The 13,279-nt window shown below is 64.7% G+C and carries 16 protein-coding genes; 8 read left to right on the top strand and 8 right to left on the bottom strand.

Annotation, left to right across the window (positions count from 1 at the left end; translation table 11 throughout):
• Position 1: 1 nt before the first annotated feature.
• Genes ACK1VC_RS13365 through ACK1VC_RS13345 form a run of 5 tightly spaced genes read left to right on the top strand, consistent with a single transcriptional unit; the run spans position 2 to position 4,796 of the window.
• Positions 2-739, top strand: a complete 738-nt coding sequence (locus ACK1VC_RS13365; RefSeq protein ID WP_003098886.1) for a TIGR03759 family integrating conjugative element protein — start codon at positions 2-4, stop codon at positions 737-739.
• Complete coding sequence (locus tag ACK1VC_RS13360; protein WP_003109780.1) at positions 721-1,311, top strand: transglycosylase SLT domain-containing protein; 591 nt, start codon at positions 721-723, stop codon at positions 1,309-1,311. The genes ACK1VC_RS13365 and ACK1VC_RS13360 overlap by 19 nt, the downstream gene beginning before the upstream one ends.
• Positions 1,308-1,856: an integrating conjugative element protein gene (locus ACK1VC_RS13355; protein WP_003109779.1), complete on the top strand. Its 549-nt coding sequence runs from the start codon at positions 1,308-1,310 to the stop codon at positions 1,854-1,856. The genes ACK1VC_RS13360 and ACK1VC_RS13355 overlap by 4 nt, the downstream gene beginning before the upstream one ends.
• Before the next feature lie 4 nt (positions 1,857-1,860).
• On the top strand, positions 1,861-4,050 hold the full coding sequence (gene traD, locus ACK1VC_RS13350) for a type IV conjugative transfer system coupling protein TraD (protein ID WP_004350569.1): 2,190 nt from the start codon (positions 1,861-1,863) through the stop codon (positions 4,048-4,050).
• Positions 4,047-4,796 carry a TIGR03747 family integrating conjugative element membrane protein gene (locus ACK1VC_RS13345; RefSeq protein ID WP_003153644.1) on the top strand — a complete coding sequence of 250 codons (750 nt, stop codon included), beginning with the start codon at positions 4,047-4,049 and terminating at the stop codon, positions 4,794-4,796. Before traD ends, ACK1VC_RS13345 begins: the two co-directional genes overlap by 4 nt.
• A 40-nt stretch (positions 4,797-4,836) precedes the next feature.
• On the opposite strand, the gene ACK1VC_RS13340 is transcribed toward ACK1VC_RS13345, so the two are convergent.
• Genes ACK1VC_RS13340 through ACK1VC_RS13305 form a run of 8 tightly spaced genes read right to left on the bottom strand, consistent with a single transcriptional unit; the run spans position 4,837 to position 12,075 of the window.
• The gene (locus ACK1VC_RS13340) at positions 4,837-7,461 is read right to left on the bottom strand and encodes an AAA family ATPase (protein WP_003153642.1); all 2,625 of its coding nucleotides are present in this window, start codon (positions 7,459-7,461) and stop codon (positions 4,837-4,839) included.
• A 9-nt stretch (positions 7,462-7,470) separates the two neighbouring features.
• Positions 7,471-8,196, bottom strand: coding sequence for a CBASS effector endonuclease NucC (gene nucC, locus ACK1VC_RS13335; protein ID WP_003050273.1), 726 nt, complete (start codon positions 8,194-8,196; stop codon positions 7,471-7,473).
• A 38-nt stretch (positions 8,197-8,234) separates the two neighbouring features.
• Positions 8,235-9,137, bottom strand: a complete 903-nt coding sequence (locus ACK1VC_RS13330) for a CBASS oligonucleotide cyclase (protein WP_003153640.1) — start codon at positions 9,135-9,137, stop codon at positions 8,235-8,237.
• The gene (cap7, locus tag ACK1VC_RS13325; protein ID WP_003090159.1) at positions 9,137-9,637 is read right to left on the bottom strand and encodes a type III CBASS phage resistance system CD-NTase-associated protein Cap7; all 501 of its coding nucleotides are present in this window, start codon (positions 9,635-9,637) and stop codon (positions 9,137-9,139) included. The genes ACK1VC_RS13330 and cap7 overlap by 1 nt, the downstream gene beginning before the upstream one ends.
• Positions 9,634-10,104 (bottom strand): type III CBASS phage resistance system CD-NTase-associated protein Cap8, encoded by a 471-nt coding sequence (cap8, locus tag ACK1VC_RS13320; protein ID WP_003153638.1) that lies wholly within the window; start codon positions 10,102-10,104, stop codon positions 9,634-9,636. Before cap8 ends, cap7 begins: the two co-directional genes overlap by 4 nt.
• Positions 10,101-11,015 carry a CBASS system CD-NTase-associated protein Cap6 gene (gene cap6 / locus ACK1VC_RS13315; RefSeq protein WP_003050256.1) on the bottom strand — a complete coding sequence of 305 codons (915 nt, stop codon included), beginning with the start codon at positions 11,013-11,015 and terminating at the stop codon, positions 10,101-10,103. Before cap6 ends, cap8 begins: the two co-directional genes overlap by 4 nt.
• A gap of 17 nt (positions 11,016-11,032) precedes the next feature.
• The gene (locus tag ACK1VC_RS13310; RefSeq protein WP_003153636.1) at positions 11,033-11,608 is read right to left on the bottom strand and encodes a PIN domain-containing protein; all 576 of its coding nucleotides are present in this window, start codon (positions 11,606-11,608) and stop codon (positions 11,033-11,035) included.
• A complete protein-coding gene (locus ACK1VC_RS13305) occupies positions 11,605-12,075 on the bottom strand; it encodes a helix-turn-helix domain-containing protein (protein WP_003050245.1) in 471 nt (156 codons plus the stop codon). The genes ACK1VC_RS13310 and ACK1VC_RS13305 overlap by 4 nt, the downstream gene beginning before the upstream one ends.
• 203 nt (positions 12,076-12,278) lie before the next feature.
• On the opposite strand from ACK1VC_RS13305, the gene ACK1VC_RS13300 reads away from it, so the two are divergent.
• The 3 genes from ACK1VC_RS13300 to ACK1VC_RS13290 are packed head-to-tail and all read left to right on the top strand — an operon-like array spanning position 12,279 to position 13,268.
• Entirely contained in the window at positions 12,279-12,662 is a 384-nt protein-coding gene (locus ACK1VC_RS13300) for an integrative conjugative element protein, RAQPRD family (protein WP_003090167.1), read from the top strand.
• Positions 12,659-12,892, top strand: coding sequence for a TIGR03758 family integrating conjugative element protein (locus ACK1VC_RS13295; protein ID WP_003050225.1), 234 nt, complete (start codon positions 12,659-12,661; stop codon positions 12,890-12,892). The genes ACK1VC_RS13300 and ACK1VC_RS13295 overlap by 4 nt, the downstream gene beginning before the upstream one ends.
• A gap of 16 nt (positions 12,893-12,908) precedes the next feature.
• The gene (locus ACK1VC_RS13290) at positions 12,909-13,268 is read left to right on the top strand and encodes a TIGR03745 family integrating conjugative element membrane protein (RefSeq protein ID WP_003153634.1); all 360 of its coding nucleotides are present in this window, start codon (positions 12,909-12,911) and stop codon (positions 13,266-13,268) included.
• Positions 13,269-13,279: the final 11 nt, after the last annotated feature.

Genomic DNA, 13,279 nt, shown 5'->3' with positions numbered 1-13,279 from the left:
CATGAAGCCGTCGATCCTCCTTTTCGCGGTCCTGGTGGCGTCGTCGCAATGGCCCGCCTGGGCGCAGCAGCCCGCAACGACCTCGGCGCGCAACGCACAGAGCCAGGAGCGCCCGCTGGCCGCCCGCGTGCTGGACGACCGGGTGGCAACCGAATGGGGCTTGCAGCCACAAGAATGGGCACGCTACCGCGAGCTGATGGATGGGCCGCTGGGTATCTACTCGCCCAACCTGGACCCGCTGTCCGCCCTGGGCATCGAAGCTCGCACGGACGAAGAACGGCGCCGCTATGCGGAACTGCAGGTGCAGGTGGAAGCGCGCCGCGTCGAGAAGCTGCTCGCCTACCAGCGCGCCTACGACGAGGCCTGGCAGCGCCTGAATCCGGGGATGCAGCGCGTGAACCTGCCCGACGACAAGCCGGGCGCCGGCCCATCCAGCAGTCCCTTGCGCGGCAGCGGCCGCATGGCGGTGTTCGTCAAGGACGGCTGCGCAGCCTGCGGACAGCTCGTGCAGCGCCTGCAATCCTCGGGCGCGGAGTTCGACCTGTACATGGTGGGCAGCCGCCAGGATGACGCGCGCATCCGCGACTGGGCCAAGCGCGCGCAGATCGACCCGGCGCGCGTGCGCGCCGGCAGCATCACGCTCAACCACGACGGCGGCCGCTGGCTGTCACTGGGCCTGCCCGGCGATCTGCCCGCCGCCGTGCGCGAAGTGAACGGCCAATGGCAGCGCCAGCCGTAGCCATGCCCCTGCGCGCACTGGTGCTCACTGCCGGCCTGTATGCCGTTGCCGCCCTGGCCCAGGAGGTTCCGCCACCGGCTTACCAGCTTGCCGCCCAGCGCGCAGGCATCCCCTCGACCGTGCTCTACGCCGTGGCCTTGCAGGAGAGCGGCATCCGGCGCAACGGGCGCCTGGTGCCGTGGCCGTGGTCCCTCAACGTCGCCGGCCAGTCGCGCCGCTTCGCCACGCGCGCCGACGCCTGCGCTGGCCTGCAGCAGGCGATGCGCGCCACGCCGCACACGCGCATTGATGCGGGCCTGGGCCAGATCAACCTCGGCTACCACAAGCACCGCTTTACCGGCGCGTGCGACCTGCTGGATCCGTATCGCAACCTGGCCGTTGCCGCCGAGATCCTGAAGGAGCAGCACACCCCCGGCGAGGACTGGCTGCTGGCGATCGGCCGCTACCACCGCCCCGCAGGCGGCGAGCCCGCCGCCCGCTATCGGCGCAGCGTGTCGCGCCACCTTGCCCGCGTGCAGGGCACGCGACCAGCCGCCGCGGTCCTCGCGGCGCGCCAGGAGACCTCCCCATGACGAAACCCCATCCCGCCCATCTCGCGTTCACGGGCCTACTCATGCTGCTGTCAGGCCTGCCGCTGGCCTCGCGTGCCGGCGAGCCACTGATCGTTGTCGAGGACCGTGGCGGCACGTCGGCATTGCCGTACTACGAAGCCCTGAATCTCCAGCCGCGCGCCAACGCACCGGCGCGGCCGTCCATCCCGACGCCCCAGGTTCCTGCCACACGGGCGGACGAAGCCGCGATGCTGCCGGTGCGCAGCGCCAAGCTCACGCCCGGCACCGTCGCGCGACGGGTGATCGAAGCGCCCGGCCTGCGGCCGTTCGTGGTCATCGGCGACGACGAGGCTTCCCGGGCCTGGTTGCAGCGCCGCGCCGCCGCTTTGCGCGAACGTGGCGCGGTCGGCCTGGTCGTCAACGTCGAGACCGCGCAGGGCCTGGCGCGGCTGCGCGCCCTGGTGCCGGGCGTGCCGCTCGCGCCCGTGGCCGGCGACGACCTGGCCGATCGCCTGGGCCTGCGGCACTACCCGGCGCTGATCACGGCCACCGGCATCGAGCAATGAAGCCATGTCGGGCAAACAGCCGGTCGAGGTTCTGCTACGCCCAGCGGTGGAGCTATACACCGTCGCGGCGTGTGCAGGCGCCGCGTTTCTGTGCCTGGTGGCCCCATGGTCGCTCGCGCTGAGCCCGGCCATGGGCATCGGCAGCGCCTTGGCGTTCGGCGCCTACGGCGCGATCCGCTACCGCGATGCCCGCATCATCCTGCGCTACCGGCGCAACATCCGCCGTCTGCCGCGTTACGTGATGACCAGCAAGGACGTGCCGGTCAGCCAGCAGCGCCTATTCGTGGGGCGCGGCTTTCTCTGGGAGCAGAAGCACACGCATCGGCTGATGCAGACGTACCGGCCCGAGTTCCGCCGCTACGTCGAGCCGACGCCGGCCTACCGGCTGACCAGGCGCCTGGAGGAACGGCTGGAGTTCGCGCCATTGCCGCTCTCGCGCCTGCCGAAGCTCACCGGCTGGGACGCGCCTTTCAACCCCGTGCGCCCGTTGCCGCCTGTCGGCGGCCTGCCAAGGCTGCACGGCATCGAGCCCGACGAAGTGGACGTCAGCCTGCCGCTGGGCGAGCGCGTCGGGCACTCGCTGGTGCTGGGCACCACGCGGGTGGGCAAGACGCGCCTGGCCGAGTTGTTCGTCACGCAGGACATCCGTCGCAGGAATGCTGCCGGCGAGCATGAGGTCGTCATCGTCATCGACCCCAAGGGGGATGCCGATCTCTTGAAACGGATGTACGTCGAAGCCCAGCGCGCTGGCCGCGAAGGCGAGTTCTACATCTTCCACTTGGGCTGGCCGGAAATCAGCGCCCGCTACAACGCCGTGGGCCGCTTCGGTCGGATCTCGGAAGTGGCGACACGCATCGCGGGGCAGCTCTCCGGCGAAGGCAACAGCGCGGCGTTCCGCGAGTTCGCATGGCGCTTCGTGAACATCATCGCCCGCGCCCTGGTGGAACTGGGGCAGCGCCCGGACTACATGCTGATCCAGCGCCACGTCATCAACATCGACGCGCTGTTCATTGAGTACGCCCAGCACTACTTTGCCAAGACGGAGCCCAAGGCCTGGGAGGTGATCGTCCAGATCGAGGCCAAGCTCAACGAGAAGAACATCCCAAGGAACATGATCGGGCGCGAGAAGCGTGTGGTGGCGCTGGAGCAATACCTCTCCCAGGCGCGCAACTACGACCCTGTGCTCGATGGCCTGCGCTCGGCGGTGCGCTACGACAAGACCTACTTCGACAAGATCGTTGCATCGCTGCTGCCGCTGCTGGAAAAGCTCACGAGCGGCAAGATCGCCCAGCTCCTGGCGCCGAACTACTCCGACCTGGCCGACCCGCGCCCGATCTTCGACTGGATGCAGGTGATCAGGAAGCGCGCCGTCGTCTATGTCGGCTTGGACGCGCTGTCCGATGCGGAGGTCGCCGCAGCGGTCGGCAACTCGATGTTCAGCGATCTCGTCTCGGTGGCTGGGCACATCTACAAGCACGGAATCGACGATGGCCTGCCGGGCGCATCGGCTGGTGCGCGCGTGCCGATCAACGTGCATGCGGACGAGTTCAATGAATTGATGGGTGACGAGTTCATTCCGCTCATCAACAAGGGCGGTGGCGCGGGCCTGCAAGTCACCGCCTACACGCAAACGCTTTCGGACATCGAGGCCCGCATCGGCAACCGCGCGAAGGCCGGCCAAGTGATCGGGAATTTCAACAATTTATTCATGTTGCGCGTGCGCGAGACGGCCACCGCGGAACTGCTGACGAGGCAGTTGCCGAAGGTCGAGGTCTATACGACCACCATCGTCTCGGGCGCGACGGACAGCTCAGACATCCGCGGCGCGACGGACTTCACGTCGAACACCCAGGACCGCATCAGCATGGCCAGCGTGCCGATGATCGAGCCGTCACACGTCGTCGGTCTGCCCAAGGGCCAATGCTTCGCGCTGCTGCAGGGCGGCCAGCTTTGGAAGGTGCGCATGCCGCTTCCGGCGCCAGACCCCGATGAAGTGATGCCGACGGACTTGCAGCAACTGGCCGGGTATATGCGCCAGAGCTACAGCGAGGCCACGCAGTGGTGGGAGTTCACCAGTTCCGCAGCCTTGCCGCATGCAGCCTTGCCCGACGACCTGCTGGATGACGCCGCTCCAGCCGAGCCTGACGCGGTGGCCACCGGCGCCGACGACAGCACCGGCGAGGCCGCACCATGAAGGATGCCGCCTCGACCGCGCAGCGGGAGCAGAACCAGCGCCAGGGGCTGATCGTCGGCACCATCACCTTGCCGTTCCGGCTGCTCGGGGTGCTCATCGGCTCGCTGCTGTTCTCGATCGTGGTGGAGTGCGTCGGCATGCACCTGTTCTGGAAGGACCAGGGCTGGCGCCACTCCCAGCAGATGCTGCAGTACGAACTCGGGCACCTGTCCAACCACTTCACGCGCAGCGTGGTGGTGCAGGAGCCCGGGCGCACGGCGCACGAGCTGGTGGATACCGGGTACGAGTGGGTGTTCGTGCGCTCGGGGTTGCTGGAGCGCATGAGCCAGACCGCCGAGCGCGCCCGCGCGGCCAGCCACGGGCAGAGCCGCAACTTCCGCTACTACATCAGCCAAGTCTATGTCTGGGCCGAAAGCTACCTGATCGCTGCGGCCTTCACGACGCTCACCTTCCTGGTGCGCCTGCTGGTCCTGGTACTCACGCTGCCGCTGATCCTCACTGCAGCATTCGTCGGCCTGATCGACGGCCTGGTGCGACGGGATGTGCGCCGGTTCGGCGCGGGCCGCGAATCCGGCTTCATCTACCACCGCGCGAAGGCCAGCCTGATGCCGTTGGCCGTGCTGCCTTGGGTCACCTATCTCGCACTGCCCATAGCGGTGCATCCTCTGGTCATCCTGCTGCCCAGCGCGGCGTTGCTGGGGATGGCAGTCAGCCTGACCGCAGGCAGCTTCAAGAAGTACTTATGAGGTGACACGGGCGGCACTGCTCTGCAAAGCCGTGTGCCGTTCATCGGTTCTGCAGGGTATCAAGAGCAGCATCCAACGCCGTAACCGCCTCGACGACCGTTCTTACCGTCGCCCGATCGAACTCATGATCGCGCTGAGCGTCGTGCACACCGCTATTGAGGTAACCCCATTCAATACTCGTACCGCTGACATTGAGCAGCCTGACCAACGCCCCTACGGCATCCGGCGCACCCGCATGTTGCGCCGCGATACGCTCGACGGCCGACCGCAACTTGGTGCATTTATTGTTCAGCTCCCAAGGCGCGCGGGGCCCGCTCAGCTTGATGTCGATCCGGCCGTCCGCCCGCCGACCCAGCCACGTCCACAGGCGGTCCGTCAGACTCTCCAGCGCCGGCCGGGCCTGGCGCAGTGCCTCGCGTTTCTCGTCAGCCGCCAACGCCTGCTGGGCCAGAAGAACATAGTTCTTCGCTGGCGGGTCGCTGTCGACCCGCAGTTCGTGCTCTCCCTGATGCGGGAGAAACTTGTAGCGCTTGATGGCCGCGGCGCGGCGCACGCCCAACTCCTGCTGGATGCGGTGCAGGAACTCCTCTGCGTGCGAGGTGAGGATAACCTGCTTGCCGTGGAGCAAACCGTCCTCGAAGAAGGTACGCCAGATGCCATCGCGATGGTCGTCGTCTATCGCATTGACGACGTCATCGAAGATGACCACGGGGCAGCCCTGCGCGAGGTTCTTGGCAAGCAGAATCGCCAGACCCAAGCATTTGATGTGCCCTTCGCTGAAGACGATCAACGCGTCGTAGCGCACGCCCGGCTCGCCGGCGAACTCCACCTCGATCTTGCCGTTCTCGGCCACGGGCAACCACAGCGCGTGCAGCAGATCGCCGGGCGGATCGGCCCGGTTGAATGCGTTGTAGAGATGGCGGGCTTGGTCTCCCAGCCCCTGTAGCAGAACCCCCGGCAGAGCGGTCAGGTATGCCTGAATCTCGGGTAGGAAGCCGTCGTAGGCGGCCTTGACCCGCTGATGGTGCACCACCACCGGCATTTCGTCCGTGGCCGCCTGGATCAGGCCGCGGTTCGCGTCGTCGAATTGGGCCACGGTTTGGCGGGCGGCCGCCAGCTCCTGATCCGCAGTCGTGCGCATGGTCCGCAGCCGTTCGATCTCCAGCTGATGCTGTTGCAGGCGGTCCCGCTCCTGGGCCATCGCGCCGCGCTGGGCATGCACGTCGCGCGCCTGCGCGTCGAAGCCTTCGATGATCTGTGCGATCCGTAAGAGGGCTTGCCAGGCGCGCTGGTCCCCATTCACCCAGCCGCCGAGCCAATTGCCCGCCGACGTGGGAGGCAGCAGTGGCAGGCCCGCGGCCTGCGATTCGGCAGGACAAGCGACCCCAGCCGCCGCCACCACGCGGCGCATTTCGTCCCACAGCGCTCGGACCGCCTCGCTCAACTGCGTCCGATGCCCGGCCTCTTGCTGCTGCAGGACGGCCAGTTGCGCGAGCTGCTCCAGGCCCATTCGCGCCCTGGCGAACGGGTCCTGTGCCACAGCGGCCAGTCCGGTTCCACATGCCGGACACGCGGTCGCCCCGTCCGCCAACGCTTGCACGGCCTCGTAGAGCTTCGCGTACGACACCTCGCCCGCGCGGGCCGCGAGTTGCGCGGAAGACGCTTGCCACAGTCCCTGGACGCGGTAGGCCTCTGCCAGCAACGCTTGCAGGCGGGCCTGGGTCACCTCGTGAATGGCAGGCGGGTTGGCGTCCAGCTGAGCCTGGACATACGGTAGCCGTCCTTGCTGCTGCGGCGTACCCAGCAGCCAGTCCACGCAGGCTTGATAGGTCGCGCCAGGTGACATGCGCTGCGCCAAAGCTTGTTCCAGGCCCTCGACCGCTGCGATCTTCTGCGGGTAGGCGGCGATGGTCTGTTCGGAGTTCGCCAACCGCAGGCGACGCTGCGCCAGCTGCGCCGCCTGCACGCCGGCAAGCATCAGGTCCTGATCGAGCGAGGGGTTGAAGCCGCGCACGAACTCGCTGAACTGGTCCACGCCGAACAGGGTGGCGATGAGCTGGCGCTGATCGCTCGGGGTCCGCGCGGCGATTCGGGCGAAATCGTCGAGGCGGTTCTTCTCGATGAAGCAGAAGCGATACTCAGCTTCGTCGGGCTGGACGGCCTGCGCTTCGCCCGCCGCCGTAGACGACAGGACTGGCGCGACGTGGCGGCGCAGGCGAGCGTTGTTGCAGTACGTCCGCTGGTCGACCCGCTTGGCCTGCGCTTCGCTGATCGAACCGAGCATCGCCACTTCCAAGGCTTCGCAGAAGCTGCTCTTGCCGGTGCCGTTGGCACCGTAGACCAAGGTGATGTCATGGCTGAGGTCGAACGTCTCCTGCCGCATGAATCCTCGAAACGGCCCGACTTCGAGCTGGTGCAGTCGCCCGAGCGCCGGCCCGTTTTCGGGGCCGCGCGCGTCCCCGTCGTAGGCGACAGGCATCTGCGCCAGATGCGCGATGGCCAGCGGCGCCAAGCGCGTGGAGCGCCCCCGGCGTGCAGCACCGACCTCGGCCAGTGGCTGCAGGTGATCGAGCACCAGGTGCGCCAGCCGGCGCACGTCGTCGTGCACGTGCCGCTGCGCCAAGTGCGCCAGGAACCGGTGGTACTCCGAACGTATGCTTGCCACAGCGCCCCCTCACTTGGTCAACCACTGACCGTAAGCCTCCACATCGATCATGGGGACCGTTCCACTGAACTGAAGCTGCGCGATCAGCTTGAAAAGAAACGCGGTCGCCGGCTTGTTTTCGTTGGTGTAGCTGTACGCGCCGCTGGCTTGGTCATAGAAAAAGTGCCCGTGGGCGGCAACGCATCCGATGTCCAGACGCCCCTCGGTGAGGTTTGCGTTCAGCGCCTTGTCCATGGATGGACCCAATGCAGGACTCCATTCGCTCTCGAAGGTGAGCAAGCCACCCAGAATCGGAATCAACGGCTTCGCTGGGTAGGTCCCGCCAGCGTGCGGGATCGGCAGGCTCGTGCGGTGCAGCCTGCGCACACTGGCGACCTTCTCCTGGGCATAGGCCACAAGCCCCGCGTCAGCCGTCTGCTTGGCCTCGAAAACGGCGTACACGCTTTCGGCTGGAATGATCGTCTCGTTCTCGTAGGTGAAGATAAAAGGCGAATATTGCCGATCAAACACCACCACATCGATCTGCTGGCTGAAGTTCCCCAGGCTGTCCACCACATGCGCCTTGGCCGCCTGGTACCGTTTGGGCAGATAGGTATCCAGCATGTCGATCCAGACGTTCTCGCTCGCATCCCCCTTCGTACCCGGGTGACCGAAGGTCTTGCGTACTACGGACAAGCGCTGCTGGATGTCCTCATGCAGGGACGACAGGAGCTGGGAAAGCGACCACTGGGACATGCTGTACCTCGATGGGACGTGTATGGAAGCCGATGGAATCAGGACAGTGGGAACTTGGGGCCAAACAGTGCGCGCCAGGCGCGAAGCGCTTCGATATTGCGACCACGACGCGCGTGGTCGATGGCGATGCTTGCGTCTTGGCTCGCCTGGAACAGCAGCTGCTGCGCGCGCTGCTTGCGCGCGGCATCCATATCGTTGCTGATCGCCGGGCCAAGTCCGGCGGGATCCGGCCACTCGTCATGAACTCGATCGGCAAGCGTGGCAAAGAACGACTGGATCTCGCGATCGAACGATCCTCCCCAGCCGCCGTAAAGACACTCAAGGGCCATTACCTCGATCAGGAACGAGGGCTTCACCGGCTTCAGATCGCCGTGCTTGGGATTGTTGTTCCAGTACTTCACCATGCGCACGAGACCTTTCCACTCATTGCCATAGGCTTGGTGCGCTGCGGTCGCCTTGTCCTTATGGATCTCCGGGTCCGTCTTGATCCACTTTCCGGACGCCGTATCGGGGATCTCATACTGGTCGCCGGTATCGAATGCGGGCACCGCATCCACGCTGACCACCCGGTAGTCCGTGTTGTCCTCCGCGTCGATGTGAACACCGAAATCCACGTTGATCGAGCGCGCCTGTTTGCGCACGGCCGCCGAACCGTATTTCTCCACCAATGCAGAGTGGAAATCATCCAGCACTACCGATGCGGCCTTGCCGTGGTAATGCTTCTCCGAGTCCTTCAGCACGAAGAAGATGTCGATATCCTTGAGCGGCTTCGTCTTCGTGTATCGAGCATAGGAACCGGTCAGGAAGCTGCGCGCAATGCCGAACTTGGTCTGCAGGTAGTCCCGCACTTCGTTCTGGCGTTGCGAGGCATTCTTCTGTTCGCGTTCGTTGAGTTCCAGACGCGACTTGAACTTGCGAAAAGCTTCATCGATCGACAGCATCAGCGTTGCCTCCAATATCCGGCCTGACCCGCCAGGCCGCTGTGTTCGACAGTCGAGCCTAGGCTCTGCTTGACCATTCCATCCGTCGAGCGATAACTTCCTTTGCTCCATCCCTCCACATCAGGTCGCCCTGGCTTTGTATCGAGCATTAACTTGTACTTGGCCTGCGATGGCAGCAGCCCAGCTTTCTTGATCGCGTACTTCAACTGCTCGGTATCTGTCCAGAAGCTGCCGTCGCCATCGGACCACCCATACACGATGTCGATATCCCATCGGGTCACGAGCTTGTCGGTTGCCGGGTTGTAGATCTCCAGAATCACCTTGCGCAGATCACCGGTCCCGAGCCACGTCTTGATGGCTCGGGTATTGCTCTCCCAGCGATCCGCAAAGTGCTCAGGGTCCAGCCCACTGAGCAGGATGATGTCTTTCAAGCTCTTGAGGATGTTGTCGGTCACATAGGTAACCGAGTGCGTGTACGAGTAGGTGGCGACGGTGCTCATGACTTGAGGAAACCTCCGAGGTCGAGCGACAGCGCTTGCCCAGCATCGGCCTGCGCCTGCGTGGCAATTCCTTGGCTCAAGTCCCGTGCAATGATGCGAGAACTGTGCTTTTTGAGCGCGCTTTGCACCCAGCCGAGCTGCTCCTTCGGACACGGCAGCGAGACTCCCCAGTCTCCCTTCAACGGCTCGAACCCCAAGACTTCTTCGTTGGCATCATCACCATAGATCGCGTCTTCGTCGAAGAGGCAGTAGATCCTGGTCCGTGGTCCATCGCATGTCGCAACGATGGGCGCGCTCTTGGGTGCCTGGTCGGCGATCAAGCTGGCGGCCACGCCCGTCACGGCCCTGAGTTCAGAGCGAGCCGTGCCGTCCTTGCCCTGAGTGAGCAGTTCGACAATGGCATCCCATGTCTGCAACGCATCGCGGTGCGGCGAGCTGCGAAACGTCCGGCTGACAACGGTGGTCATTTTTGCTTCCCTCCTTGAAGGCGCATTTGCTTTGCCTGTCGTATCGCACTGCGCAAGTGCTCTACGGAAAGCTTGTTCGGATCGATAGCCACTTGCGGGTCGGCCGCGAGGGCGTTGGCTACGACCTTGCGAATGGCCCGACCATCCAATCCGACGCACTCGCCAGCGCACGCGTCGAACTGGTGAGCCGAGGAAAGCTTGCCAATCCCCGGAAATGTCTTTGCCAGGCCATTCAGGCAGTCCACTAGGATCTGCTTGCAGGCATCCTTGCCGGGCAGTGGCACCTCCATCACCATGTCGCAACGAGATAGGAAGGCACTGTCGACGGCCTGTGGGAAGTTGCTGGTGGCCACGAACAGCAGATGCGGGTTGCGTTCGGCCAACATGTCCAACTGCACCAACACCGCGTCGGTGGCCCGGTGCACATCAACCGGGTTGGCTTCCAGGCTGAGCTTCGCTCGATCAGCCGCAAGCGTTTCGACCTCGTCCAGAAGGACGATCGTCGGGCCCGCCGCTGCGGATTCTGCGATCGATTGCGAGAACAGGTCTGCCACGGCGCGTTGAGTCTTTCCCATTGCAGAGCTCGTCAGCGTGTGAGGCTCCACTTCCAGCAATCGAAACTTCGCAGAAGAAAAAGATTCGGCCACACGATGCGCCAAGCCCCGTGCCAAGGAGGTCTTCCCAGTCCCCGGCGGGCCGACCAACAAGATCACGCCGTGCAGGGGGAGTACCGTGCGCTCCACCTTGGGGCGCACCGTGAAGTTGACGATCGCTTGTGACAGCAACTGTTTTTTGATGGCTTCGTCCATCACGATCGAATCCCACAAGTCACCCAGCGACTTATCCGGCAGCTTCCAGCTTCGATGGATGCCTTTCGGCAAAGTGGCGTCTGATGAAGGATTCTTGGTCATCCGTGGCTCTCGGCGGGTCAGAGAATGGTGCGATAGGTCGCCAGCACCTTGGTCGTTTGCACAAGGCCTTGGCGCAGCAGGATTTCGAGATAGCGGTCCACATCGATCGGCGGATGCTTGAGTTGGGCACGCTGGCGCTGCGCAGCCGACACTACGGCGGCCGCATCCAGATCCAGCAGGTTGTCCACAAACTCATCGGGGTGCTGCGATTCGATGCCGTACGGAGCCAGCAGATCGTTCGGGAAATCACGTTCGTTGAACGTCACAATCACGCTCGCACCGCAGCGAATCGCCGCAGCCAGGACGTGCCGATCGTTCGGATCGGGTAATGTCAGGCCTGCCACGAGCGCTTCGTAGCCCTCCACCAAGCCGTCCGGAATGGCCCTGTCCATGAGATCCGACGTCCTGTCGACCTGAACCCGGGTGAGATCGGGGCGGTTGATCAACAGATTGCGTTTCCACTCCTCATGAATGGCTTGGCTCCACCGCGCCCGGAAGCGGCCAGACAGGCCGAGCCACATCAGGAAATCCCGCAGTGGCGCGGGATATAGAACGCACGCGTCGTAGACGGCGGTGAATGGGGAATGCCTCATTCGTATCCCATTCCCAACTCTTGCGACTGCTGAGCGAGTTCGGCCATCGCCTGCTCACTGGCGCGCTCGCGCGCTTCCTTGTACTGCATCAGATCGGCGAACCTCACCCTGCGGTGCTTGCCGGTGCGATGAAATGCCAACACCCCATCTTCTAGCAGCTTGACGAAATGGGGACGGGACACGTTGAGCAAGTCCGCCGCCTCTTGGGTCGTCAGCTCTGCATGGACGGGCACCACCTTTACTGCATTGCCATCGGCCAACTCGGCCAGGATGTCGACCAGCAGGCGTAAAGCCGAGGTAGGCAGTTCCACCTGATGAGCCTGTTTGTGGTCATCAAAGATCTGGATGTGCTGCGTCTCGAACTGGGTTGCGAGGTAAGCCGCCAAGGCACGTTGACCCTGGACGGCTGCCTTAACCTCTCCCGCGGCGGGAAGGGTCATCTTGGATTGGGCAGTGGCGGTGGTCATGGGTAGCTCCTAAGCGAAAACGGTTGCAGAGCCGATCATATTCGAAACACTCGAAAAACGCAATAATCGAAACTCCACCCGGGCTTTTGTAGGTTCGCTCGCGGTATGCCCAATCCGGTCGTCCGCCAGTTCCTATTGTTTGCGGCCTAAAACAGCCCTGATCTCCACGATCACCCCATTGCTGATCACACAGGAATGGCGCGATGGTGGCTTCGATCTGGCTGCGCGCCGCGCATCGCGGCGTGCCCACTTTTCTCGTGACGGCCCTCCTGCTGGGTCAGTCCCAGATGGCCTTGGCCGAGTCTCCGGCACAGCGCCAGGAGCTGGTCGCCGCACTGCGCCAGCTCGACGCGCTGGAGCGCACCGTCGCGGACAGCGCCGCGCATGCCCCCATCCAGCCGGGCGAGCGCTACCACTTCGACTACCCGCGGCTGCTGGCTGACCTGGCGCGCGTTCGCGCCGGCATCCAGTTTCACCTGACGCCATCGCGCGCTCAGCCGCGCGACCCCTCCGAACTGGCCGGCGACTACCGCACCGAGCGGGCGGCCGAGCCGCTGCCGGCGACGACTGCGGGGGGCAAGCAATGAACGGCGCCCAGGTCTCGGCATTTCAAGCCAACAGCGGCATCGCGCCTTCCGCAATGGCGACCGTCCTGGTCGGCGTCGTGTTCGCGGTCCTGCTCGTGTGGGGCGTCTGGGCCATCCGAACGGCCTACGTGGGGTGGTCCGAGAGCCGCCTCAACCAGCGCCAGTTCCTCGGCGTCTGCATCCGCTTCGTCGCGATGTACCTCGTCCTGAGTTTCTTCCTTCTGTCCTGACCTGAAAGGCCCGACCATGCACAACCGCATCCTCACTTCCCGTCTCGCCCAGCGCGCCGCCATGGCCCTGGGCGCCGCCGCGCTGCCCGCGCTGTCGTTCGCGCAAGGCCTGCCGCAGTTGGAGAACCCGACCCGCGGCACCGGCAACGGCATCATGGAAACGATCAGGAACTACGGCTACGACATCATCATGCTCGTAGCCCTCCTGGTCGTGGCGTCGATGTTCATCGGCGTCTGCTACCACGCCTACGGCACCTACGCGGAAATCCACACCGGCCGCAAGACCTGGGGCCAGTTTGGCCTCACCGTCGCGATCGGTGCCGTGCTGCTCGTGATCGGCATCTGGCTGCTCACCGAAGCCACCGGCATCCTGTAAGGCGAGGCCGG

The sequence above is a fragment of the Pseudomonas sp. XP2 genome (genome assembly GCF_053557975.1).
The sequence above is the reverse complement of the archived record's forward strand: the minus strand, read 5'-3'. Positions and strand labels throughout refer to the sequence as shown.